At 73.3% G+C, this 22,641-nt stretch carries 23 protein-coding genes; 10 read left to right on the top strand and 13 right to left on the bottom strand.

What is annotated here, in order from left to right; all coding sequences use genetic code 11:
* Nucleotides 1-191 precede the first annotated feature (191 nt).
* Entirely contained in the window at nt 192-626 is a 435-nt protein-coding gene (locus BT341_RS01260; protein WP_072474509.1) for a DoxX family protein, read from the top strand.
* On the opposite strand, the gene BT341_RS01255 is transcribed toward BT341_RS01260, so the two are convergent.
* A complete protein-coding gene (locus BT341_RS01255; protein ID WP_072474508.1) occupies nt 623-1,333 on the bottom strand; it encodes a TIGR03089 family protein in 711 nt (236 codons plus the stop codon). The two genes, BT341_RS01260 and BT341_RS01255, sit on opposite strands and share 4 nt — an antisense overlap.
* Nucleotides 1,334-1,441: 108 nt before the next feature.
* Between BT341_RS01255 and BT341_RS01250 the strand changes: the two genes are divergently transcribed.
* Nucleotides 1,442-2,272: an NmrA family NAD(P)-binding protein gene (locus BT341_RS01250; RefSeq protein WP_072474507.1), complete on the top strand. Its 831-nt coding sequence runs from the start codon at nt 1,442-1,444 to the stop codon at nt 2,270-2,272.
* Between the two features lie 128 nt (nt 2,273-2,400).
* Here the strand turns inward: BT341_RS01250 and BT341_RS01245 are convergent, their stop codons facing one another.
* The gene (locus BT341_RS01245) at nt 2,401-3,837 is read right to left on the bottom strand and encodes an LCP family protein (RefSeq protein ID WP_084742714.1); all 1,437 of its coding nucleotides are present in this window, start codon (nt 3,835-3,837) and stop codon (nt 2,401-2,403) included.
* Nucleotides 3,838-3,875: 38 nt separating this feature from the next.
* Nucleotides 3,876-5,408: an LCP family protein gene (locus tag BT341_RS01240; RefSeq protein WP_072474506.1), complete on the bottom strand. Its 1,533-nt coding sequence runs from the start codon at nt 5,406-5,408 to the stop codon at nt 3,876-3,878.
* Nucleotides 5,409-5,546: 138 nt separating this feature from the next.
* Here BT341_RS01240 and rfbB point away from each other — a divergent pair, with 138 nt between their 5' ends.
* Both rfbB and rfbD read left to right on the top strand, forming a co-directional pair.
* The gene (gene rfbB / locus BT341_RS01235) at nt 5,547-6,536 is read left to right on the top strand and encodes a dTDP-glucose 4,6-dehydratase (protein WP_072474505.1); all 990 of its coding nucleotides are present in this window, start codon (nt 5,547-5,549) and stop codon (nt 6,534-6,536) included.
* A gap of 5 nt (nt 6,537-6,541) precedes the next feature.
* Complete coding sequence (rfbD, locus tag BT341_RS01230; protein WP_072474504.1) at nt 6,542-7,435, top strand: dTDP-4-dehydrorhamnose reductase; 894 nt, start codon at nt 6,542-6,544, stop codon at nt 7,433-7,435.
* Here rfbD and BT341_RS01225 read toward each other — a convergent pair.
* The 3 genes from BT341_RS01225 to BT341_RS01215 are packed head-to-tail and all read right to left on the bottom strand — an operon-like array spanning nt 7,429 to nt 11,976.
* On the bottom strand, nt 7,429-8,514 hold the full coding sequence (locus tag BT341_RS01225) for a glycosyltransferase family 4 protein (RefSeq protein ID WP_072474503.1): 1,086 nt from the start codon (nt 8,512-8,514) through the stop codon (nt 7,429-7,431). The two genes, rfbD and BT341_RS01225, sit on opposite strands and share 7 nt — an antisense overlap.
* Complete coding sequence (locus BT341_RS01220; protein WP_072474502.1) at nt 8,507-11,008, bottom strand: glycosyltransferase; 2,502 nt, start codon at nt 11,006-11,008, stop codon at nt 8,507-8,509. Before BT341_RS01220 ends, BT341_RS01225 begins: the two co-directional genes overlap by 8 nt.
* A 32-nt stretch (nt 11,009-11,040) precedes the next feature.
* On the bottom strand, nt 11,041-11,976 hold the full coding sequence (locus BT341_RS01215) for a glycosyltransferase family 2 protein (protein WP_084742713.1): 936 nt from the start codon (nt 11,974-11,976) through the stop codon (nt 11,041-11,043).
* Nucleotides 11,977-11,985: 9 nt separating this feature from the next.
* Between BT341_RS01215 and BT341_RS01210 the strand changes: the two genes are divergently transcribed.
* From BT341_RS01210 to BT341_RS01200, 3 genes are all read left to right on the top strand, one after another.
* Nucleotides 11,986-13,062, top strand: coding sequence for a glycosyltransferase family 4 protein (locus tag BT341_RS01210; RefSeq protein ID WP_072474501.1), 1,077 nt, complete (start codon nt 11,986-11,988; stop codon nt 13,060-13,062).
* Nucleotides 13,063-13,115: 53 nt separating this feature from the next.
* On the top strand, nt 13,116-14,264 hold the full coding sequence (locus tag BT341_RS01205) for a glycosyltransferase family 4 protein (RefSeq protein WP_072474500.1): 1,149 nt from the start codon (nt 13,116-13,118) through the stop codon (nt 14,262-14,264).
* A 66-nt stretch (nt 14,265-14,330) separates the two neighbouring features.
* Nucleotides 14,331-15,188: a glycosyltransferase family 2 protein gene (locus BT341_RS01200; RefSeq protein ID WP_072474499.1), complete on the top strand. Its 858-nt coding sequence runs from the start codon at nt 14,331-14,333 to the stop codon at nt 15,186-15,188.
* On the opposite strand, the gene BT341_RS01195 is transcribed toward BT341_RS01200, so the two are convergent.
* Nucleotides 15,185-15,649, bottom strand: a complete 465-nt coding sequence (locus BT341_RS01195) for a hypothetical protein (protein ID WP_072474498.1) — start codon at nt 15,647-15,649, stop codon at nt 15,185-15,187. The two genes, BT341_RS01200 and BT341_RS01195, sit on opposite strands and share 4 nt — an antisense overlap.
* Before the next feature lie 141 nt (nt 15,650-15,790).
* On the opposite strand from BT341_RS01195, the gene manB reads away from it, so the two are divergent.
* Complete coding sequence (gene manB, locus BT341_RS01190) at nt 15,791-16,870, top strand: mannose-1-phosphate guanylyltransferase (RefSeq protein ID WP_072474497.1); 1,080 nt, start codon at nt 15,791-15,793, stop codon at nt 16,868-16,870.
* Nucleotides 16,871-16,872: 2 nt separating this feature from the next.
* Nucleotides 16,873-17,769 (top strand): DNA-3-methyladenine glycosylase family protein, encoded by an 897-nt coding sequence (locus tag BT341_RS01185; RefSeq protein WP_072474496.1) that lies wholly within the window; start codon nt 16,873-16,875, stop codon nt 17,767-17,769.
* 189 nt (nt 17,770-17,958) lie between these two features.
* Here the strand turns inward: BT341_RS01185 and BT341_RS01180 are convergent, their stop codons facing one another.
* From BT341_RS01180 to BT341_RS01155, 6 genes are read right to left on the bottom strand one after another with little or no spacing between them, the layout of a single operon-like run.
* Complete coding sequence (locus BT341_RS01180) at nt 17,959-18,324, bottom strand: GntR family transcriptional regulator (protein ID WP_072474495.1); 366 nt, start codon at nt 18,322-18,324, stop codon at nt 17,959-17,961.
* Complete coding sequence (locus BT341_RS01175; RefSeq protein WP_072474494.1) at nt 18,321-18,704, bottom strand: hypothetical protein; 384 nt, start codon at nt 18,702-18,704, stop codon at nt 18,321-18,323. The genes BT341_RS01180 and BT341_RS01175 overlap by 4 nt, the downstream gene beginning before the upstream one ends.
* A gap of 26 nt (nt 18,705-18,730) precedes the next feature.
* Nucleotides 18,731-19,276 (bottom strand): NUDIX hydrolase, encoded by a 546-nt coding sequence (locus BT341_RS01170; RefSeq protein ID WP_072474493.1) that lies wholly within the window; start codon nt 19,274-19,276, stop codon nt 18,731-18,733.
* On the bottom strand, nt 19,273-20,667 hold the full coding sequence (locus tag BT341_RS01165) for a coenzyme F420-0:L-glutamate ligase (RefSeq protein ID WP_143168452.1): 1,395 nt from the start codon (nt 20,665-20,667) through the stop codon (nt 19,273-19,275). The genes BT341_RS01170 and BT341_RS01165 overlap by 4 nt, the downstream gene beginning before the upstream one ends.
* On the bottom strand, nt 20,603-21,592 hold the full coding sequence (gene cofD, locus BT341_RS01160) for a 2-phospho-L-lactate transferase (RefSeq protein WP_072474491.1): 990 nt from the start codon (nt 21,590-21,592) through the stop codon (nt 20,603-20,605). The genes BT341_RS01165 and cofD overlap by 65 nt, the downstream gene beginning before the upstream one ends.
* Nucleotides 21,589-22,341, bottom strand: coding sequence for a GNAT family N-acetyltransferase (locus BT341_RS01155; protein ID WP_072474490.1), 753 nt, complete (start codon nt 22,339-22,341; stop codon nt 21,589-21,591). The genes cofD and BT341_RS01155 overlap by 4 nt, the downstream gene beginning before the upstream one ends.
* 59 nt (nt 22,342-22,400) lie before the next feature.
* On the opposite strand from BT341_RS01155, the gene BT341_RS01150 reads away from it, so the two are divergent.
* A complete protein-coding gene (locus BT341_RS01150) occupies nt 22,401-22,583 on the top strand; it encodes a hypothetical protein (protein ID WP_072481720.1) in 183 nt (60 codons plus the stop codon).
* Nucleotides 22,584-22,641: the final 58 nt, after the last annotated feature.

Raw genomic sequence — 22,641 nt, 5'->3', positions numbered from 1 at the left:
CGCATCGGGGTCTCCTCACGGTCGTGGACGCAGGTCAGGGCGAAAATAGCGCTCGCGTCGGCGTCCGCCAACCGGATTTGGTCCCTGTCGGTTCCCTGTCGATCACCCTCCGGAGCTTCGGACCGGGGTGCCCGGTGCCCTACTTTGGGTCGGGTCAGTTGAAAATTCACCCATCGGGGAGCTGAAACCGGATGTTCGGACGATTCAAGGACGTGGCCCTGTTGCTGGGGAGGATCGGCGTCGCGGTCGTCTTCCTCGCGCATGGGCTCCAGAAGTGGAACAACGGCATCGACGGCACGGCCAAGTTCTTCGGGATGACGGGCATCCCGCTGCCCACGGCGGCCGCGGTGTTCGCGATGATCGTCGAGATCCTGGGCTCGATCGCGTTCATCGTCGGGTTCCTGCTGCCGCTGGTCGGCCTCGGGTACGTCGTGATCTCCGTCGGCGCGCTGCTCTCGGTGCACATCGACAACGGCCTGACCGGCCAGGGCGGCTACGAGCTGGTGCTGGTGCTGGCGCTCGCCGGGCTCGCCCTCGGCTTCAACGGCGGCCGGATTTCGCTGGACCACCTGCTGTGGGGCCGCCGGCGCGCCCGTCGCGACGTCGGAGAACTGCAGAACGCCTAGGCGGGCAGGTCCGCCGTGGTGCGCTCGGCATCACGGCGGGCGCCCAGCTTCGCCGGGTCCGCGTGGCTCACGTGGACCAGGTGGGCGCCCGCGGCGAGAGGGACGAGCAGGCCGTCGAGAATGCCCTCCGACCCCCTCCAATCCTTTGTGGACAATACGCGGTCGTCCGCGGTGAGCCCCAGTTTTGCCGCCCGGGCGCGGGCTTCGGCAAGTACCTCGTCCACAGTGGACTCGAAGAGTGCGGCCGTGTCGCCGGGGATCGGGAAGAGCGGGCTGTACTGGTCGCCCGCCGCGCGCGACTCCGTCAGGTAGTCGAAGGCGCCGCCGCCGGGTGGCTCGGCCAGCCCGCGGCCCATCGGGTCGAGCGTCACGACGGCGGTGGCCGCGGCGCCGGTCGGCTCGGGGTCGTCCGGCCCGACGAACGCCACTCGCGCGCCGGCACCCTCGGTCACCACGCGCGCCCCGCACCACCACGCGCCGAGCAGCACGCCGACGGTCTGCCAGTGTGCCGGCAGCTGCACCGCGACGTCGTCACCCGGCTCGACGTCGAACTCCTCGGTCAGCCAGTTGGCCGTCTTCGCCGCCCAGTTGGCGGTCGTCGCCACGGACAGCTCGACGCGGCTGCCGAGCTGGTCGTCGTAGTGGGTGATCAGCGGTTTGGCGGGCGAGGCCAGCAGCGGGCGCAGCAGCTCGTCGGTCAGGCTCATGCGGACAGGCTAAAACGCGGACCGCGCGCCGCGCCGGTTGACACGGCTTCGCCAGGCTGAGTAGCTTTGCTTTGCAAGCAAAGCTATTTGACCCTCTGGGGGACAGCCATGACCATTCTCGTCACCGGAGCGCGCGGGCACGTGGGCCGCGCGGTCTTGGACGCCCTCTTCGCCGCAGGTCAGGACGTGCGCGCGGCGAGCCGGGACGCCACGACGCTCGACGTCGGCGTGCCGGCCGTGAGCGCTGATCTGGAGGACGCGGCGACGTTGGACGCCGCGCTCGACGGCGTCTCGGCGGTGTTCCTGTACACGCGGCCGCAGGGCATCGAGGGTTTCGTGAAGGCAGCGGAGGCGGCGGGCGTGCGGCACGTGGTGCAGCTGTCGTCGTCGGCGACGCTCGAGCCGAAGTCGGCGCAGAGCCACCTCGCGCGGCTGCACCGGGCGGTGGAAGAAGCGCTGGAGGCGGCGCCGTTCGCCTCGACGGTGCTGAACCCGGGAGCGTTCGCGACGAACGTGCTGGGCTGGCGCGAGGACATCGCGGCGGGAGTGGTGCGCACGGCGTACCCGGACGCGCGGATCGGCGCGATCCACGAGCAGGACATCGGCGACGTGGCGGCCCGCATCCTGACCGACGGGTCTCATGGGGGTGAGGCGCTGCCGCTGACGGGACCGGAGCCGATCTCGTTCCGCGAGCAGGCGGAGGTGCTGGCGGACGTGCTGGGGAAGCGGCTGCGGGTGGAGGAGCTGACCCCGGAACAGGAGGCGGCCCGGATGGCGGCGCGGGGCTGGCCGCCGGAGGTGGCACCGGAGGTGCTGCGGACCTGGGAGCGCACGACTCGGGAGCCGTCGGTGGTGACGGACGTGGTGCGTGAGGTGACCGGCCGGGCTCCGCGGAGTTTTCGGCAGTGGGTTGAGGAGAACCGGGGCGCTTTTGGGTGAGCGGGTTTCGCCCGAAAGTGTCGCCGATGGGGGTGGGGGCGGGCGCGCGGCGGTGGGAGGGCCGCCGCGCCGGTCCCGGGTCGATGAGGTTCCCGCGAAAGTTGTCGCCGATGCGCGGGTGCAAGCGGTCAGTTGACGCAGGGCACGCCATCGGAAGCCTGGAGCACCGGCACTGCAGCGGGGGCGGAGCCGCTCGCGCCGCTGCTGCCCGGGCCGCCGCCGCTGGCGGCCGCACCGCCGCTGCCCGGGCTGCCGCTGGCACCCGCACCGCCGCTGCCGCTCGCGTCGCTGCTGCCCGGGCCGCCGCCGCTCGCGCCGCCGCTGGCGGCCGCACCGCCGCCGCCCGTCGGCGAGCCGCCCGGTGCCTTCGCCGCTGCCGGGGCCGTTCGGCCCGCCAAGCCGGCCACGAACTCCCGCACCGCCTTCGGGTCTACCTCCACGATGCTCTGCCCGTCCTCGCTGCGGCCGTTCGCCGTCACCACCGGGATCGTCGCGAACGTCAGGTCACCCGAGGCGATCCCCTTCGCCTGCTGCGCGAACTGCAGCAGGTCGAGGCCCGGGTCGAGAACCAGGGAACGGTGCACCGCGTCCATCAGGTTGTTCAGCGTTCCCGGGCTCGTCAACGTCCCCGCCGACAGCACCTGGTGCAACGCCGATGACAGGAACGCCTGCTGCCGCACGATTCTGTCCAGGTCGCCGCGCGGGAGGTTCTTGCGCTGGCGGACGAACGACAGTGCCTCGCCGCCCGAGACCGTCTGCTCACCTCGGTGGAAGTTCGCTCCCGAGTCCTTGTCCTCCGTCGCGTGGTTGAGGCACACCTTCACCCCGCCCAGCGCCTCCGTCAGCAGGTAGAACCCCAGCAGGTTGACCTCCGCGTAGTGGTCGATCCGCACCTGCGTCAGGTCCTGGATCGCCTGCACCAGCACCCGGCGGCCCTCGGTGTCCGATTCACGCTCGATCTTCGCCTGGTCACGCTCGCCCTGCGCGCGCATCTGCTGGGCGTAGTGGGCCTTCGCGATGCCGTACGCCGAATTGATCTTCGCCTTGCCGCGGCCCGGGATGTCGGTCCACGTGTCGCGCGGCACCGACACCGCCGACGGCTTCCCGCCGTTCTTCGGTACCCGCAGCAGGATCACCGTGTCCGTGTTCACCGCGCCGTCGTTGGCCTCCGTGCGCAGCTCCTTCAGCACGCGCAACGGCAGCGGGTTGCCCTGCGCGTCCGTCCGCGCGTCGCTGCCCACGAGCAGGATGTCCTCCGCGCCGTCGTCCGCCGGCGGGGGCTCGGGCTCGCCGGCGCGCGGGGTGAGCGCGTCCGTCGTCGGGACGTTCTGCTGCAGCTGGTCCTTCGTCACGTAGGCGTAGCCGCTCGCGCCGAGCGCCAGCAGCGAGACGAGCCCGACCGCGATCCGGCGCGTCGCCCGCCCGGCGCGCCGCGTCCGTGACGGCGCTGCGACGACCGGGTCCGGGCTCGGCTCCCGCGGGACCGGCGACGGCTTCCACTCCGGATCGTCGCGCTGCGTCACCGGTTCGGCCGGGGTCTCCGGCTTTTCCTGCTCGTCTTCCACCCGTGCCCAACCTCCCCCGACCACCCTGCGTACGCAGTCTAGTTGACGCAGGGAACGTCGCCCGCGGTGATCGGTGGTGCGTCCGGTGTCGGCGAAACCGGCGGCGGTGCGGCCGCCGACGTCGACGGCGCGCCGCCCGGGCCCGCGGCGGCCGAGCCGCGGAAGTCCTTGCCCAGCAGCACGCGCACGTGCCCGGCGGTGACGTCCCGGTCCGGCTCCGCCTGGACCGTCGTGCCCAGCGCCTGCTTGACCAGCGCCAGCGCGGCTTCGTCGGCCGGGTTGTACCGGACGACCGTGGCGGCGCGGGTGCTCAGCTTCTGGTCGGCGGCCAGCGTGAAGCCCTTGGCCTGCAGCATCGCGCGGGCCTGGCCGGCCAGCGACGGCGACCCCGAGCCGTCGAACAACTCGACCGTGACGGCGTTCGCGCCGGGCAGCTGGGACGACGACGGCGGCGCCGGAGTGTCGCCGTCCGCGGTCAGCCGCGCCACCTCCGCCTGGACCGCCGCCGGGTCGACGCGCAGCACGTCCGCGCCGCCGATGACCGCGTTGCCCAGTGTCGGGATCGTGTGGAACTCGATGTTGCCGCCGGTCAGGCCACGCATCTGCTCGGCGAACTCGGTGAGGTCCCAGCCCTGCGACACGACGACGGACTTCTTCACCGCCGCCACCAGGTCGGCGATCTTCGCCGGGCTGGTCAGGACGTCGCTGGAGAGGACCTTGCGCGCCAGTCCGGACAGGAACGCCTGCTGGCGCGCGATCCGGTCGAGGTCGAAGCGGGGCAGGCCGTAGCGCTGGCGGACGAACGCGAGCGCCTGCACGCCCTCGATCGTCTGCCGCCCGCCCGGCAGGTCGACGCCGGACTTCGCCTCCTTGACCGGGGCCTTGAGGCAGACCTCGACGCCGCCGATCGACTTGGTGATCTCGTAGAAGCTCGCCAGGTTGACCTCGGCGTAGCGGTCGATCATGCCGGGCTTGCCGATGAACTTCTCGAGCGTGGCGATCAGGTTCTTGCGCCCGGCCACCTTCGCCTGCGCGTCGGCCTGCTTGAGGTCGGTCATGCCCTGGCGTTGCAACGTCTTGTAAGTGTCCGTGTACGCGTAGACGAACGCGCTGTTGAGCTTGTGCTTGCCGTAGCCGCCGGCCAGCTCGACCCAGGAGTCGCGGGGGAACGAGATCGCGATCGCGTGCTTCCCGTTCTGGGGGATGTGCACGAGGATCATCGTGTCGGTGTTCAGCTCGCCGTCGGAGACGCCGGCGTGCAGCATGTCCAGCACCTCGCGGGGCAGCGGGTTGCCCTGCGCGTCCGTGCGGCTGTCCTGGCCGACCAGCAGGATGTCGATCGCGCCGTCGAGCGGCTTCGCGTGCGCCTCGGTGTCGGCGAAGACGTTCGTGGTGGTCAGGCCCGTGTTCGGGTCGCCGATGTAGTGCCAGCCGTACCAGGTCAGGGCCAGGATCGCGACGGACAGCAGGGACACGACGACCTTGCCGCCGCGCCGCGCGAAGACCGCGGCGCCGTGGCTGATGTCCTGCCTGCGGCGCGCCGGGACGGTCGGCGCAGGCCCTTCGGTCACGCGCTTCCTCCCCTGTGCAACCCCGTGCTTCCCCCAGGGCACTCGCGTGCCTCCACCATGACTCTACTGAGGGTGTTGTGGGACCTCCGTAGGCTGGTGGCGGATTGCCCCGGCCGGGGCGTGAGGAAAGGCGGGATTATGCGGGTCCTGGTCACCGGTGGTGCGGGCTTCATCGGGTCGCACTACGTCCGGCAGGCGCTGAGCGGCGCCTACCCGGCGCTGCGTGACGCCGAGGTCGTGGTGCTGGACAAGCTCACCTACGCCGGCAACGAGGCGAACCTGGCCCCGGTCGCCGCCGATCCGCGGCTGCGGTTCGTCCGCGGCGACATCTGCGACACCGCGCTGGTCGCCGACGTCATGCGCGGGGTAGACCTGGTCGTGCACTTCGCCGCCGAGTCGCATGTGGACCGCTCGATCCTCGGCGCCGCCGACTTCGTGCTGACGAACGTGCTGGGCACGCAGAACCTGCTGCAGGCGGCCGTGGAAGCGGGCGTGGGCAAGTTCGTCCACGTCTCGACCGACGAGGTGTACGGCTCGATCGAGCACGGTTCGTGGCGGGAAGACCACGTGCTGGAGCCGAATTCGCCGTACGCGGCGTCGAAGGCGTCGTCCGATCTGGTGGCGCGGTCGTTCCACCGGACCCACGGGCTGCCGGTGTGCATCACGCGGTGCTCCAACAACTACGGTCCGTACCAGTTCCCGGAGAAGGTCATCCCGCTGTTCGTCACGAACCTCCTCGACGGGCGGAAGGTGCCGCTCTACGGCGACGGGCTCAACGTCCGTGACTGGCTGCACGTGGACGATCACTGCCACGGCATCCAGCTCGTCGCCGACGGGGGCAGGCCGGGCGAGATCTACAACATCGGCGGCGGTACCGAGCTGACCAACCGCGAGCTGACGGAGAAGCTGCTGGCCGCGGTCGGTGCGGGCTGGGACCGCGTCGAACCGGTCGAAGACCGCAAGGGCCACGACCGCCGGTACTCGGTGGACATCACCAAGATCAGCGGTGAGCTGGGGTACGCTCCGCGGGTGTCCTTCGAGGACGGTCTGGCCGCGACGGTGGCCTGGTACACGGAAAACCGCGCGTGGTGGGAGCCCCTGGCGGAGCGGGCCGCGCTCAAGAAGTAGAGGATGTGCCTGTGCGGCTGACGGTGCTCGTGCCCGGCGGTTCCGGACAGCTCGGCCGCGACCTGGCCGCGCTGTCCTCCGGTTCGGTGGACGTCGTGGCCCCGGGCTCGGCGGAGCTGGACGTGACGGTGACGGGCCAGGTGCTGGCGGCGGTCGGCGCGCTGGCCGAGCGGGCCCGCGAGAACGGTTCCGCGCCGGTGGTGATCAACGCAGCGGCGTACACGGCGGTCGACGCGGCGGAGACGGACGAAGAACGCGCGTTCGCGGTCAACGCCGACGGCCCGCGCGTGCTGGCCGCGGCCTGCGCGTCCCGGCGGGTGCCGCTGATCCACGTGTCGACGGACTACGTGTTTTCCGGCGACGCTTCCGAGCCGTACGAGCCTTCCGACGAGCTGGGGCCGCGTTCGGCGTACGGCCGCACGAAGGCGGCGGGGGAGGACGCCGTGCTCGGGTCGGGGGCGTCGTCGTGGGTGGTGCGGACCGGGTGGCTGTACGGCCAGTCGGGGAAGAACTTCGTCAAGACCATGGCGCGCCTGGAGTCCTCGCGGGAAACGGTGTCCGTTGTGGACGATCAGGTCGGCGGTCCGACGTGGACGGCCGACCTGGCTTCGGCACTCATGGAGCTGGCCGGCCGGGTCGCCTCCGGGGACGGGCCGGAGCGGCGGATCCTGCACTGCACGAACGCGGGCGCGGTGAGCTGGTGCGGGTTCGCGAAGGCGATCTTCACGCACTTGGGCGCGGACCCGGCGCGGGTGCGCCCGTGCACGTCGGCGGAGTACCCGCAAGCGGCGACCCGGCCGGCGTACTCGGTGCTGTCACCGGCATCGTGGCGCGAGGCGTGGCTGACCCCGATGCGTCCGTGGGAAGAAGCCCTGGAGGCGTACTTCCGGGCTCAGTGACGGCCGGAGGCCAGGCGGTACGCGCCCACCGTCAGTTCCGCGCACGTCCGCCACGTGAAGTTCGCCGCGTGCGCGCGCCGGGTCGCCGACGTCGAGACCGCGTGCGGGTCCGTCACGGCCATCCGCAGCGCTTCCGCCAGGCCGTCCACGTCGCCGTACGGGACCAGGCTCGCGCAGTCGCCCGCCACTTCGCGCAGGGCCGGGATGTCCGTGCACACCACCGGGACGTCCGAGGCCATCGCCTCCAGCACCGGCAGCCCGAAGCCTTCGTCGCGCGAGGGCAGCACCAGCGCCGACGCCCCGGCCACCACCGTGCGCAAGTCCACATCGGACAGATAGCCGGTCTGGCGGGTCCGTGCCGTCCGGGGGAACGGGCCCGGCCCGGCGAACACCAGGTCCGGCAGGTCGGGCGCGGCGTCGTGGGCGAGGGTCAGCCAGTCCAGGCCCTTCCGCGGCCCCGCCGCTCCCGCGAACAGCAGGTACCGCGACGGCAGTCCCAGCCGCGCGCGCCGCTCGTCGTCCGGCGGCCGCGCGGTGAACCAGGCCGGGTTCACGCCAAGGGGCGTCACCACGATCTTGTCGCGCGAGACGTCCAGGCGCTCCGCCACCGAGTCGGCCACCGCGGCCGTCGGCGTGCAGATCACGTTCGCGCGGCGGGCGCCGCGGCGGACCAGTTCCGGCAGGGTGCGGTCGCTGGGGGCCAGCTCCGCCGGATTGTCCAAAAAGGCCAGATCGTGGATCGTCACGACGCCTGCCGCCCGCAACCGGCCCGGCAGCACGAAGTTCGTGCCGTGCACGACGTCGGTCGGCCCGGCGAACAGCTCCACCGGCGGGAAGTCCGAACGCAGCCACGCCGCCCGCAGCAGCCGCGCCGCCACCGGCATCCCGCGGGCCCGCGCGCCGTACGGCAGCACGTGCCGCAGCCGCCGCCAGCCGCGCAGCGTGAACGCCACCGCGCGCGTGTCGACTTCCGGGATCGACACCAGCTCTTCGCTCAGCGCGGCCGTGTACCGGCCGATCCCGGTGCGCGCGCCGAGCAGCGGGGTGCCGTCGAGGAGGACGCTCAGTGACCTAGCCACGGCGCAGCCGTTGCTTCACGAGCTTCAACGCCCGGCCGCCCGCGCGCCGCGCCAGCTCCGCCGGACCGCCCGCGGCGAGGTACTCGCGGACCAGGTCGGCGTCCCGGCGCAGCATCGCCCGCCCGCGCACCGCCGGCGTCTTCACCAGGTCCGCCGAGCCGGGCAGCCGGTCGGCCGCCGGGCGCGGGTCGCGGCAGAACTCCACCAGCGGCTTCAGCACCTCCGGCCACGTGTACCGCTGCGCGACCACGGCGATCCGCTCGACGCAGCCCGCGGCGAACTCCTCGTCGTACAGCACCTTCTCCAACGCGTCGGCCAGCGCCGCCTCGTCCTCGGCCGGCACGACGACGCCGAGCCGTTCGGCCCGCACCAGGTCGGCGAACGCGTCGCCGTCGGTGGTCACGATCGGCAGCCCGGCCCACAGGTAGTCGAGCACGCGGGTGCGGAACGCGAACGTCGTCTCGACGTGCTCGTAGTGCGTCGTGACGCCGCAGTTCGCGTCCAGCAGCCAGTTCTGGCGCTCGTGGTAGGGCACCCACTGCTCGTTGAAGTAGACGTGCTTGCCGGTCAGGCCCAGCGAATCGGCCAGCCGGATCGTCCGCGTCCCGATGTCCATCTCGGCGACCTCGGGGTTCGGGTGCTTCATGCCGAGGAACACCAGCCGGACGTCGCCGCGGCGACGCCGGAGCGTGTCGATCGCGCGGACCAGCGTCAGCGGGTCGAACCAGCTGTACACCCCGCCCGCCCAGAGCACGACGTGGTCGGTGCCGCCGATGCCCAGCGACGACCGCAGCCCCGGGCCGGTGCGGGCAGGCGCCTGTTCGGACAGTCCGAACGGGACGACCGCGAGCAGCGACTGCGTGGTCGGGTCGGCGTCGTAGAGCCGCGGCGAAAGCCGGCCCAGTGCGGCCAGGTGCCCGAGCCACAGGTGCCGCTGCCGCTCGGAGGCGCAGAGGAAGAAGTCGCCGCGCTCGAGCTGGGCGTCGAGGACGCGAGTGACGCCGGCGAGGTCGGCCGCGCGCCGGTCGTCGGCGACACCCTTGCCCTGTTCCAGCAGCTCCAGGTGCATCGGGTCGTAGAGGTCGGCGACGACGATCTTGCCCCGGTGCTCCTTCTTCAGCGAAGGCGCCAGTTCGAGCACGTGCCCTTGCAGGACCACGACGTCGGCCCAGGCGATCGGCCCTTCCAGCTCGCGGTGCTTGCCGGCGCTGACGCGGAACGGCGCGGGCGGCGGCGTGGCCAGCGGGTTGGTCGTGATGAGGTGGACGTCGTGCTCGGCGGACAGCGCCAGCGCGATGTTCCAGGCGCGGATCGCCGGGCCCGCCATCCGCTCGGTCAGCGCGTCGCCGGTGAGCACGAGGATCTTCCGGCGCTGCCCGAACGCCTGCTCGATGCCGAACGCCTCGACGAGGATGTCGTGTGCGGCGAGGTAGCGCGGCAGCGGGTACGCGGGCTCCAACGCCTTGCGCAGCAAGGGAAGCAGGTCGGCGTCGGTGCGTACGCGCGCGGCCTGCTCGGCCCGGCGCGCTTCGGCCAGCGACGGCAGCTGCTCGACGAACTGGTCGATGGCCAGCAGCCCGGCCAGCGTGGTCCGCGGGATCGCGACGTCGCCGGACTCGATCGGGCCGACACCCCGTTCCAGGTCCAGCCGCGTGGCGTCCAGCTCGCCGCGGGCGGTGGCCCGCCGCACGGCCAGCGCGAGGGCCGCGGGCAGCGCCCGGGCCAGTGTCTCGTCGGAGAGGTTCTTGTAGAGGGCGGCGAGGGCGTTGCGCTCCAGGAGGAAGGTCTCGCGGCCGGTCTCGGGCGCGTCGACCGACGCCATGGTGGCGTGGTGGCGGTGGAACGCCAGCGACTCCGGGACGTACCGGACGCGCCAGCCGCGCAGGTTGAGCCGCCAGCCGAGGTCGACGTCCTCGTAGAACATGAAGAACCGTTCGTCGAACCCGCCGAGCTCGGCGAACACCGAAGCGCGCACGAACATCGCCGAGCCGGTGCCGAACAGGACGTCCTTGGCCACCTCGTGCTCGGCGGCGGGCACGTCGGCCAGCGGCGTGCCCGCGTGGCGCTTGTAGCCCATGCCGAACCAGGTCAGGCCGCCGTCGACGAAGTCGGTGCCGGTGCCGTCCCAGTCGAGGACCTTGCTGGCCACGGCGGCGACGCGGGGCTGCGCGCGCAGCTCGGCGACCGCGGCGGCGACCCAGCCGGGTGCCGGGCGCGCGTCGTTGTTGAGGAAGCCGAGGACAGTGCCCTTCGCGTGCTTCGCGCCGAGGTTGCAGCCGCCGGCGAAACCGCTGTTGCGGCCGGCCTCGATCACGCGGGCCTGCGGAACGGCCTCGCGCAGGCGGGCGGCCTCGTCGGAGTTGTCGACGCAGATCAGCTCGAGCTCGGGATAGTCGTGCTCGGCGAGCGCGCGCAGGCAGGTGATCGTGTCGTCGGCGCCGTGGTAGTTCACCACGATCACCGAGACGAGCGGTTGCGGTGCCCCCTGCGCCAAAGCCAGCTCCTCGCGGTCGGTAGGCGCCAAGCTTAAAGGCCCGCCCATGCCTCCCAGACCGCGCCTCGGCCGAGCGCCGCGCGACGGCCGATCCGCCGGCGGGCCAGCAACGTCGCCGGTAGCCGCGCGCACACCTCCGCCAGCACGCGGCAGCGCAGGCCGAACCGGAAGTTCGCCGCCCGCGGCCGCCCGGGCCGCAGGGGCAGCACGGCGGTCAGCGCGGCGAAGCGGGCCAGCTGCCGCACCGCGACGTCACGCGGGGCGCAGCGCAGCAGCATGAGCAGCCGGTTGCGCTCGTTCCAGCGGTGGAACAGCGGCGAGCCCGGCTTGCTGCTGACGCCGTGGGCGTGCCGGACGCGGGCGTCCGGCGCCGCGACGACGTCCCAGCCGGCCAGCCGCAGCCGCCACGCCGTGTCGGTGTCTTCGTAATAACAGAAGAACGACGCCGGGACGCCGTGCACGCTCTTCAGCGCGTCGGCGCGCAGCAGCGCCGCGCCGCCGCAGAAGCCGAACACCTCGGCGGCGGGCTCGGTCAGGTCGGCGCCGTGGCCGTCGGCGGTCAGCCGGACGCCGGCGGACTGCGTGGTGCCGTCGGGCCGCACGAGCAGCGACGTCACCGCCCCCGCCAGCGGCGCCTCCTCGAGGGCGTCCTCCAGCTTCGCCAGCCAGTCCGGCTCCGGTTCGGCGTCGTCGTTCAGCCACGCGATCAGCCGCGTCTCGACCCGCTTCGCCGCGACGTCGAGCGCGCCCGCGTACCCGGCATTGCGCGGCAGCCGGATTACTTGCGGGTGCGAAGGATGGGCCGCGAGCAGGGCGGCGGTGCCGTCGTCGGAGGCGTTGTCCACCACGAGCGTCCGATGTGGACGCGTCTGCGCGGCGAGCGCGTCGAGGCAGGCGGTGACGTGCCCGGCACCCCGCCAGGTCACGACGACCACCGTGGTGGCGGGATTCGCGGTCACGTCCCGCACAATAGCCGCGTGCCCGAACTGGTCGTGCTCGCCGAGCAGCTCCTCGCGCCCGTGCCCGGTGGCACCGGGCGCTACACGGCCGAGCTGCTCCCGGCGCTCGCGAACACGGCGCCGCCGGGCTGGACGGTGACCAGTGTCGTCGCGCGGCACGCCGACGTCGGCCCGGCCCGGCTGCCGGGCGTCAACGGGCCGCGGGTGCTGCGCCTCCCGCCGCGGGCGCTGGTCGCGGCCTGGCAGGCGGGCCTGCCGTGGTGGCCGGGCGGCGACGCGGTGCACGCGCCGACGCCGTTCGCGCCGCCGCGCGTCCCGGCCGGCCGGACGCTGAGCGTGACCGTGCACGACACGGTGCCCTGGACCCATCCGGAGACGCTGACCGCGCGCGGCGTCAGCTGGCACCGGTCGATGATCACCCGGGCCGCGCGGCGGGCGTCCGGGCTGGTCGTGCCGACGCGGGCGGTCGCCGACGAGCTGGCGGTGCTCATCGACGTCGACGTCCCGGTGCGCGTGGTGCCGCACGGCGTGCGCGTGCCCGCCGGGTCGGCCGAGCTCGACCTGCCGGAGCGGTACGTGCTCGCGGTCGGGACGATCGAGCCGCGCAAAGGCATCGACGTGCTGGTGGACGCCGTCGCGGCGGTGGCGGGCACGGTGCTCGTGCTCGCCGGGCAGCCGGGCTGGGGTGGCATCGACCCGGTCGCGCTGGCCGCCGAGCGCGGTCTGCCCGCGGAGCGGCTGCGGGTGCTGGGCAAGGTGTCGGACGCCGAGCTGGCGACCGTGCTGCGGCGGGCGAGCGTGCTGGCCGTGCCGAGCCTGGCCGAAGGATTCGGCCTGGGCCTGCTGGAGGCGATGGCGGCCGGCGTCCCGGTGGTGCACACCGACGTCCCGGCGCTGGCCGAGGTCGCGGGCGGCGCGGGCCTGATGGTGCCGCGCGGCGACGCCGCGGCGCTGGCGGCGGCGCTGCGGGAGGTGCTCGGTTCGCCGTCGCGGGCGGCGGGACTGGTGCGGGCCGGCCGGGAGCGGGCCCGGGCGTTCACCTGGCGCCGGGCCGCCGAATCGGTCTGGGCGATCCACCGGCGTACCCGCGATTGACCGGTTTGCCAGTTCCCCACCATGACGCAGGGTCGCCGCCGTACCCTGCAGGGGTGAGCGATGATCCCCGGGTCCTGATCGACGCGACCGCGGTTCCCGCGGACCGCGGCGGGGTGGGCCGGTACGTGGATTCGCTCGTCGCGGCCCTGGACGCGGACGGCGCGCGCGTCACCGTCGTCTGCCAGCCCCGGGACCTGCGGCTTTACGATCGGCTGGCGCCGCGCTCACGGATCGTGCCCGCGTCGCCGTCGACGACCACCCGAACGGCGCGCCTGACCTGGGAACAGGCGACGCTGCCCCGGCTGGTGCGCCGCCTCGGCGCGGACGTCGTCCACTCGCCCCACTACACGATGCCGCTGGCCACGTCGGCGGCATCGGTCGTCACGCTGCACGACGCCACGTTCTTCACCGACGCGGTCCTGCACTCATCGGTGAAGGCCCGCTTCTTCCGGGCCTGGACGGCAACGGCGCTCCGGCGCGCGACGCTGTGCGTAGTGCCTTCGGTGGCGACGGCGGCGGAGCTGGCCAGGGTCGGCCCGGTGCGGCACGCGTCGCTGGAGGTCATTCACCACGGCGTCGACACCGAGCGTTTCCACCCGCCGTCCCCGTCGGAGGTGGCCGCGGCCCGGGCGGCGGTCGGGCTGGGCCGCACGCCGTACGTGGCGTTCCTGGGTGCGCTGGAGCCACGCAAGAACGTGCCGGCGCTGATCCGCGGGTTCGCGCGGGCGGTCGCCGGGCAGCGGGACGCGCCGGCGTTGGTGCTGGCGGGCCAGCCGGGCTGGGACACGCAGGTGGAGCGGGCACTGGACGCGGTCCCGCACCGGCTGCGCGTGATCCGGGCGGGGTACCTGCCGTTCGGCACGCTGGCGGGCTTCCTGGGCGGGTCGGAGCTGGTCGCGTACCCGTCGCTGGGCGAGGGCTTCGGGCTGCCGGTGCTGGAGGCGATGGCGTGCGGCGCGTGCGTGCTGACGACCCGCCGCCTGTCGTTGCCGGAGGTGGGCGGAGACGCGGTGGCGTACTGCGGAGTGGGGGCGGGCGACGTGGCGGCGGCGATCTCGGAGCTGCTGGCGGACCGGGGCCGTCGTGCCGAGCTGGCCACGGCGGCACAGCAGCGGGCGAAGGAGTTTTCCTGGGCCACGACGGCGGAGCGTCACCGGGAGGCGTACGCCAAGGCCTGGTCACGGCACCTGCGCACCCGCTGAACCCGTCGGGCCCGCGCTGCGGCGGGGTGCCGGGAAAGCGCTCCGTGACGAAGGGACAATGGCCCCGTGACTGAGCAGACCCGCTACGGCGACCAACTCGGCGTCGTCACCGTGACGTACTTCTCCGGCGACACCCTCGAGCGCTTCCTCGACACCCTCGAGAAGGCCACCGGGCGCGATGTCAAGGTCGTCGTCGCCGACACCGTCTCGACCGATGGTGCTCCGGAAAAAGCCGCGCAGCGCGCGAACGTGCACCTGCTCAAGATCGGCGAGAACGTCGGCTACGGGACCGGCTGCAACCGCGGCGTCGCCGAGCTCGACGACTCCTTCGGGTGGATCGTCATCGCCAACCCCGACCTCGAATGGGAGCCCGGGTCGCTCGACACGCTGCTCGAGGCCGCCCAGCGGTGGCCGCGCGGCGGTGCCTTCGGGCCGCTCATCCACGAGCTCGACGGCACCGTCTACCCCTCCGCGCGGCTGCTGCCCTCCTTCGGCCGCGGTATCGGGCACGCCGTGTTCGGCAAGGTCTGGCCGGGCAACCCCTGGACCCGGCAGTACCGGCAGGAGACCGGGACGCCCGTCGAGCGCGCCGCCGAGTGGCTGTCCGGCTCGTGTCTGCTGCTGCGCCGGGAGGCGTTCGAGTCCGTCGGCGGCTTCGACTCGCGGTACTTCATGTACTTCGAAGACGTCGACCTCGGGGACCGGCTGGGCAAGGCCGGCTGGCTGAACGTGTACGTGCCCTCCGCCGGCGTCATGCACCTCGGCGGGCACTCGACGTCGCAGGCGTCGGAGAAGATGCTCAAAGCCCACCACGACAGCGCCTACCGCTACCTCGCCGACCGGCACCAGGGCCTGCTCTGGAAGCCGGTGCTGGCCGCGACGAAGCTCGGGCTCGCCCTGCGGCTGAAGCTGGAGACCCGCTAGATCCCGTCGAGCCGGCGGGAGAGGTCCGACTTGCCGTTGTTCTGCGTGACCGTCGGCACCAGGCCGGTGTCCTCCGGGTCCGGTTCCTTCAGCGGGCTCGTGATCGGCTCGGCCTGGGGCCGCCGGGACAGCGGCGTGGTCACCGGGGTGCGCATCGGCGTGGTCGGCGCCGGCGTGCTCAGCGGCGCGGTCTGCTGCCGGCGGCGGCCGTCCTGGACCTCCAGGCGCCGGGTCGGGGCCGAGCCGGCCAGCGGGTGGTCGTTCTCCTCGATCAGCGACGCCGGCAGCTGCGTGGTCGTGTCGGGATCCTGGCTGCGGTCGAGCCCGTCGATCTGCGCGCGCGGGATCTGCTGGGTGTTCGCCGAATCCATCGGTGACGTGGCTCGGTCGGGTGTCACCACGAACACACCGCGCGCCTGGGCTCGTGCGAGCAGGGCGTCCGCCCGATCGCGGGGGTCCATCCCCTCGGCCTCCCGACTGACCCGGGGCCCTCTGGGGAAAGGCCCGCCTGTTTCCTGTCTAGGGTAGGCCCTCCGGGCGACCTCCGTCAGGGTTTCCCGCGGCTTGTCGCTCAGCGGTGCGTGATACAAGAGGAGATTTCCGTGACGTCCGAGGTAGAGGTCGACGCCGTCGTGCTGGTCGGGGGCAAGGGCACGCGCCTGAGGCCATTGACCCTGTCGGCGCCGAAGCCGATGCTCCCGACCGCCGGGACGCCCTACCTGAGCCACCTGTTCTCCCGCATCCGCGAGGCCGGCATCCGGCACGTCGTGCTCGGCACGAGCTACCGGGCGGAGGTGTTCGAGGAGTACTTCGGCGACGGCAAGTCGATCGGCCTGGAGCTGGAGTACGTCGTCGAGGAGGAGCCGCTCGACACCGCGGGCGCGATCCGGAACGTCTACGACAGGCTGCGCGCCGAGCATGTGATCGTCTTCAACGGCGACATCCTCTCCGGCGCCGACCTGGGCGAGCAGCTGCGCGTGCACCGGGAGTCCGCGGCCGACGTCACGCTGCACCTGCAGCGCGTGCCCGACCCGAGCCGGTTCGGCTCGGTGCCGACCGACGAGACCGGCCGCGTCGAGGCGTTCCTCGAGAAGACGCCGAACCCGCCGACCGACCAGATCAACGCCGGCTGCTACGTCTTCCGCCGCCCGGTGATCGAGGCCATCCCGGCGGGGCGGCGCGTGTCGGTCGAGCGCGAGACGTTCCCGCAGCTGCTGGAGCAGGGCGCGCACATCCAGGGCTTCATCGACGCGTCGTACTGGCTGGACGTCGGCACGCCGGAGGCGTTCGTGCGCGGCTCGGCCGACCTGGTGCGGGGGGTGGCGCCGACGTCGGCGCTGCCCGGCCGTCCCGGCGACTTCCTCGTGCTGGACGGCGCGTCCGTCGCCGAAGACGCCCAGCTCTGCGGCGGGTCGACGATCGGCGTCGCGGCCGTGGTCGGCTCGGGCGCGAAGATCGACGGCTCGGTGCTGTTCGACGGCGCGGCCGTCTCCGAGGGCGCGGTGGTCGAGCGTTCGGTGCTCGGGCACGGCGCGCGGGTCGGCGCCGGCGCGGTGCTGCGCGGGGTGGTGCTGGGCGACGGCGTGTCGGTCGGCGCCGGCTGCGAGCTGCTCGACGGCGCCCGGGTCTGGCCGGACACGGTGCTGCCGGACGGTTCCGTGCGGTTTTCGAGCGACGCGTAGCGATGTTCTGGCGTCCGGCGTTCGAGGTCGACTTGGGCAGGGTCCTGAGTCCGCTGAAGCGCGGCCGCGGATCGCTCAACATCTTCGACGACGACCGCGGCGTCACCTGGCTCGCGTCGAACACCCCGGACGGCCCGGGAACGCTGGCGCTGCGTCGCCTGACGGACGGCCGCATCGAGGCGGCGGCCTGGGGTGACGGGAAGGATCGCCTGCTCAGCGGCGTCCCGGCGTTACTGGGAGCCGAGGACGACGACTCGGAGTTCGTCGCGCACCACGACGTCGTCGCGCGCGCCCGGCGGGAGCACCCGGGGCTGCGGCTGGGCCGGACCGGGGTGGTGTGGGACTGGCTGGTGCTGGCGGTGCTGGAGCAGAAGGTGGCGGGCAAGGAGGCGATCCGCTCGTGGGCGGAGCTGTGCCGCCGCTTCGGCGCGCGCCCACCGGGACCGGCACCGGAGCGGCTGCGCCTACCGCCGACGCCGGTGACGCTGAGGTCGTTGCCGGACTGGCACTGGCACCGCGCGGGCGTCGACATCAAGCGCCGGACGACCCTGCTGAACGCGGCGCGCGTGGCGGGGCACCTGGAGCGCGCGGTCGAGCTGGGCGGCCTGGCGGGCAGGCATTGGCTGCGCCGGGTACCGGGAATCGGAGTGTGGACGGCGGCGGAGATCGCCCAGCGCGCCTGGGGCGACCCGGATGCCGTCAGCTTCGGCGACTACAACATCCCGTCGATGGTGGGGCACGCGGTGCTGGGCGTGCAGCTGGACGACGCCGGCATGGCGGAGGTGCTGGCGCCGTACGCGCCGCAGCGCCAGCGAGCGGTGCGGTACCTCGAGACGGCGGGTCACCGGCGGCCGCGCTTCGGGCCCCGCATCGAGTTGCGCGACTACCGGGCTATGTGAGGCGCGGGACTTCGGGTGCGGTCCGGGTGCGGCTCGCGGGCGGCCTGGCGTGCCGACCCGGGGGCGCGTGGGGGTTGGCGTGGCGGGTGGCGGGCCGGCCCTGGCTTGAGGGGCGTGGCGTGCTGGCCGGGCGCGCGTGGGTGGAGCGGTTGGCGGCGGCCCAGCGGTGGCCACCTGCGTGACCCGGCCTCAGCCTGTGCCTTCCTCCAGTGCCGCGCGGACGATCGACAGCGCCTCGGCGGCGTCCAAACCCAGCTTGCGGGTTGTCTTCGCGTACTCCGCTGCCGCCTGCTGGGCGCGGCCGCGGCTCTGGTCGCCCGCTGCCGCCACGAAGCTTCCTGCCCGGCCTCTTGTCTCGATCAGGCCCGCTTCCTCCAGCTCGCGGTACGCACGCGCCACCGTGTTCGGGGCGATGCCCAGGTCGGCCGCCAGCCGGCGGACCGTCGGCAGCTTCGTACCGACCGGCAGGCTGCGGTCGTTGATGCGCGTCGCCAGCCCCGAGCGAACCTGTTCGAACGGCGGCACCGGCGAACTGCTGTCGAAGGGGACGATCACCAGCTCTGCGGACCCGCTCCCGGCCCCGGCGGCCGCTGTCCGTACGGCCCCTGTGGCGCGTACCCCGGCTGCTGCGGCACCGGCTGCGACGGTGGATACCCCGGCTGCGGCGGGAACCCGGCACCCTGCGGCGGGACCGGCGGCGGCGCGTACCCCGGCGCGAACCCTTGCTGTGGCGGGAAGTTCTGCTGCACCGGCGGGAACTGGCCGCCGTTCTTCAGCGCCTCTTCGCGGCGCATCTTCGACACCCGGACCGCCACCACGATCACGAACACGATGATCGCCAGGATCAGCAGCCCGACGACGATGTAGCCGAACACCCCGCCGCCGCCACCGCCGCCGGAGTGGAAGTGCACCCGCTCGGGGAACTGCGTAACCATCTCGTCCCTCCCTGTCGGCACCCAGGCTAGTGCCCGGCACCGACAGGAATCGCCGCTTTCACCAGATCGGCGAGATCTTCCGAACCCGCCGGGAGCGCGTCCACCGGCCACCACCGCAGGTCGTCGGACTCTTCGCTGCGCACCGGCGACGCGCCCGGCGGGGCGTGCACCGCGAAGCGGACGTCGAAGTGCCGTGTCGGCACGCCGAGCGAGCACGTGATCGGGTGGACGTCCAGGTGCACCGGCGCGTCCCCGATCCGCAGCCCGGCGATGCCGGACTCCTCGGTCGCCTCCCGCAGCGCCGCGGCTGCCAGCGAGACGTCCGATGGTTCGCAGTGGCCGCCCAGCTGCAGCCACCGCCCGACGCGCGGGTGCAGTGTCAGCAGCACCTGCGTCCCGGTGTGGTCCAGAACCACCGCCGACGCCGTGAGGTGCCCGGCCTCGCACGATCGACGGCACGAGTCCGGGCGCGCCGCGAGGAACCCGAGGAACGCCTGGCGCAGCGACTCCTGGGCGGCAAGATCCGGCCGCCACGCGGAAAGCGTCGCGACGGCGTCCGCGTGCAGGCTCACAGTTCCAGCAGTCCTTCCCCGGGCGTGATCGGCCCGCGCGGTCCCGGGTCGGCAGCAGGCACGCCGATCGCGACCGAGCCGAGCGGCTGCCAGCGCTCGTCGAGGCCGAGGACGTCCCGGACGACGTCCGCGGCGAAGATCGTCGATCCGATCCAGCACGAGCCGAGCCCTTCGGCCGCCAGCGCGACCAGCAGGCCCTGCACCGCGGCGCCGCCGGCCACGGTGAACATCGTCTTCTCGCACTCGTTGCGGCGGGCGTCGCGGTAGGTGTGCGCGCCGTCCGGGACGAGGAACGGGATGACGACTTCCGGGGCCCGATACAGGATGTCGCCGCGGCTGAGCCGCTTCGCGATCTGCTCCGGGGTGAACTCGTCGGACTCCAGGTCGGCGCGCCACGACTCGCGCATCGCGTCGAGCAGCTTGTGCCGCAGGCCGGCGTCGCGCAGCCAGGCGAACCGCACCGGGTGCGTGTGGTGCGGCGCGGGCGCGGTCAGCGCGGACGCCACCGCCCGGCGCATCGCCGCCGGGTCCACCGGCTCGTCGGCGAACTGCCGCACCGACCGCCGGGACGGCACGGCCGCGCGCTTGCCCTGCGCGATCGCCTCGTTCGTGCCCAGCCGGAAGAGGTCCTCCTCGAGCGGGCGGACCAGGTCACGGGCCGTCGAGCCGTCGTCTTCGAGGAAGAGCCCGCGCACGACGGCGACCGGGGTGCCGCCGAGCTTGCCCTTGACCAGGTCGGCGGCCGCGGCCAGCTCGTCGGCGACCGCGACCTCGGTGACGGCCAGCTCGTTGCCCTGCCCGTCCACCTCGCCGCGGTAGGCGTGCAGCACGCGCAGCCCGGACGCGCCGATCGCGGCGTCGGTCTGCCCGACCCGCCACGCGCGGCCCATCGTGTCCGTGACGATCACCGCGACCTCGACGCCGAGCCGCTCGCGCAGCCCGTTGCGCAGGGCCAGCGCCGACGCGTCCGGATCCGCGGGCAGCAGCGCGACCTCGTCGCCTTCGACGTTCGACGCGTCGATGCCCGACGCCGCCTGCACGATCCCCAGGTGGTTCTGGGTGATCACCGTGCGCGCGATCCGCGCGACCACCCGGATGGCCTCCCGCTCGACGAGCTTCCGCCGCTCGGCGTCCCGCGCCTCGGGGTCGCTGGGCACCTTGACGAGCCTGCCCTCGGCCTTGGAGACGACCTTGCTGGTCACGACCAGGACGTCGCCGGAGCGCAGCCACGGCGCGGCCTTGACGATCGCGCCGGTCAGGTCGTCGCCGGGACGGAACTCCGGCAGCCCGGTGACCGGCAGGATCTCCAGCTTGGGCGAAGCGTGGTCAGTCAACAGGGGCTCCAGCCAGCTCGAGCGCCGCGCGGGCCATCGCCGCGGTCGCGTCCACATCGGACATCAGCAGCGGCACGTCGCGGACGGTCACGCCCGGCACGTCCGCCGTCTCGCCCTCGGCGATCAGCCAGCCGTCGAGGACGCCGCCGTCCTTGCGCGAGCCGTAGTGCCGGCCCACCGCTTCCGCCGACGTCTCGACGCCGATCGCGGTCAGGCACGCGTCGGCCATGCCGCGCAGCGCCTTGCCGCCGATGATCGGCGACACCCCGACGACCCCCGCCGACGTCTTGCGCAGCGCGTCCCGGACGCCCGGGACACCCAGGACGGTGCCCACGGACACCACCGGGTTCGACGGCGCGAACAACACGGCGTCGGCGCCGGCGATGGCCTCCAGGACGCCCGGCGCGGGCTTGGCCTCGTCGGCCCCGACCGCGACGATCGAGTGCGCCTTCGGCTCGGCGCGGTAGCGCACCCACCACTCCTGGAAGTGGATGGCCTTCTGCTGGCCGTCCTGCTCGGGGTCATCGATCACGACGTGCGTCTCGACGCGGTCGTCGGACATCGGCAGCAGCCGGACGCCCGGCTGCCAGCGGTCGCACAGGGCCTCGGTGACCGCCGAGAGCGGGTAGCCGGCGCGCAGCATGCGCGAGCGGATCAGATGGGTGGCGATGTCCTTGTCGCCGAGGCCGAACCAGGTCGGCTCGGCGCCGTAGGCGGCCAGCTCCTCCTTGACGACCCACGTCTCGCCGGCGTGCCCCCAGCCGCGTTCCTTGTCGATGCCGCCGCCGAGGGTGTACATGCAGGTGTCCAGGTCCGGGCAGATCCGCAGGCCGTGCATCCAGACGTCGTCGCCGGTGTTCACCAGCGCCGTCACCTCGTGCTCCGACTCTCCGGAACCCTCCGCCGGCAGGCCCAGCGCTGCCTTGACACCCAGCAGGAAGCGGGCCCCGCCCACTCCGCCGACCACTACCACGATCTTCACGACGTCGAATCCTCGCACGAGCCGGGTGCGGGCACCCAGTACCGGTATCTGTGGTGCGGGGCGTAGCCGAGCCCCGCGTAGAGCGCGAGCGCGCCCGCGTTCCCCTCCGCGACCTGCAACACCGCGCGGCCCGCTCCGTGTTCCAGGCCCCACGTGTGCAGGGCGCCCATCAGGAGCGACGCCAGCCCCCGGCGACGGTACTCCGGCCGCACGGCGAGCCGTCCGACGTGCAGCCGGTCGTCCACCAGCGCGCCCCGGACCGCGGCCGCCGTGACGTCGCCGGCCACCACCACGCCGTAGCCGACCTTCCCGCCGGTCAGGACCTGGCGGGCGGCCGGGGTGTCTTCGCCGGGCCCCAACGTCAGCTCCCACCAGCCCGGCACCGGCTCGTCGAGCACGGCGGCCCCGGGCGCCGCAGGGGCGCGCGCCAGCGGGGCCGTGAGGACGACGACCTCGTGCCCGGCGCCGTGGCCGGTCGCCGAGACCCACCCCGCGGCGGCGATCGCGCGCTCGTTCGGGCTGTCGCGGACCACCTGTGTCATCGGCGGGATCCCGCGACCGTGGGCGAAGTCACACACCGCGTCCAGCGCCTCGGGCACCGGGCGGCCGGCGTCGCCGACGGCGAGGACGCTGTTCGCGCGCCCGGTGAAGCCGCCGGCCCAGCGGAGCCGCCAGTCGCCCAGTGGTTCTTCGACCAGGGGCGGCCATGCTCTGCTGCAGACGATTTCGAGCGCCTCGGGTGCGTTCACAGCTAGATTGTGACCGAGGCGCCGAACAGCGCGGAGCGGATTTCTCACCGGAGGTGGCCGTGGGCATCCAGCGCAAGGACGAGCGGCACAGCGAAGAGCTCGTCGACGAGATCTCCGAGGGATTCAACCGCGCGGTGGGCGAGAAGAAGGCCGAAAGCGACGCGGGCGAGGCTCCGAAACCGCGCTTCGTCATCACCGGCGACGCCCGGGCGACCCCGCCGCCGCGCCGCCGGCCGAGGTGAGCGCCATACCCCGGGTATGGCTAAGGCTTGCCTCACCAACCGATCGGGTGCCGCTGCC

It is taken from the genome of Amycolatopsis australiensis (assembly GCF_900119165.1).
In the GTDB taxonomy this organism is placed as follows: Bacteria; Actinomycetota; Actinomycetes; order Mycobacteriales; family Pseudonocardiaceae; genus Amycolatopsis; species Amycolatopsis australiensis.
The sequence above is the reverse complement of the archived record's forward strand: the minus strand, read 5'-3'. Positions and strand labels throughout refer to the sequence as shown.

Bases quoted from the DNA above. Each gene is read 5' to 3' on its own strand.
- BT341_RS01185 (WP_072474496.1), top strand. From the start codon at position 16,873: ATGTTCTGGCGTCCGGCGTTCGAGGTCGACTTGGGCAGGGTCCTGAGT.
- BT341_RS01260 (WP_072474509.1), top strand. From the start codon at position 192: ATGTTCGGACGATTCAAGGACGTGGCCCTGTTGCTGGGGAGGATCGGC.
- BT341_RS01255 (WP_072474508.1), bottom strand. From the start codon at position 1,333: ATGAGCCTGACCGACGAGCTGCTGCGCCCGCTGCTGGCCTCGCCCGCC.
- rfbB (WP_072474505.1), top strand. From the start codon at position 5,547: ATGCGGGTCCTGGTCACCGGTGGTGCGGGCTTCATCGGGTCGCACTAC.
- BT341_RS01175 (WP_072474494.1), bottom strand. From the start codon at position 18,704: ATGGTTACGCAGTTCCCCGAGCGGGTGCACTTCCACTCCGGCGGCGGT.
- BT341_RS01165 (WP_143168452.1), bottom strand. From the start codon at position 20,667: ATGTGGACGCGACCGCGGCGATGGCCCGCGCGGCGCTCGAGCTGGCTG.
- BT341_RS01195 (WP_072474498.1), bottom strand. From the start codon at position 15,649: ATGGACCCCCGCGATCGGGCGGACGCCCTGCTCGCACGAGCCCAGGCG.
- BT341_RS01250 (WP_072474507.1), top strand. From the start codon at position 1,442: ATGACCATTCTCGTCACCGGAGCGCGCGGGCACGTGGGCCGCGCGGTC.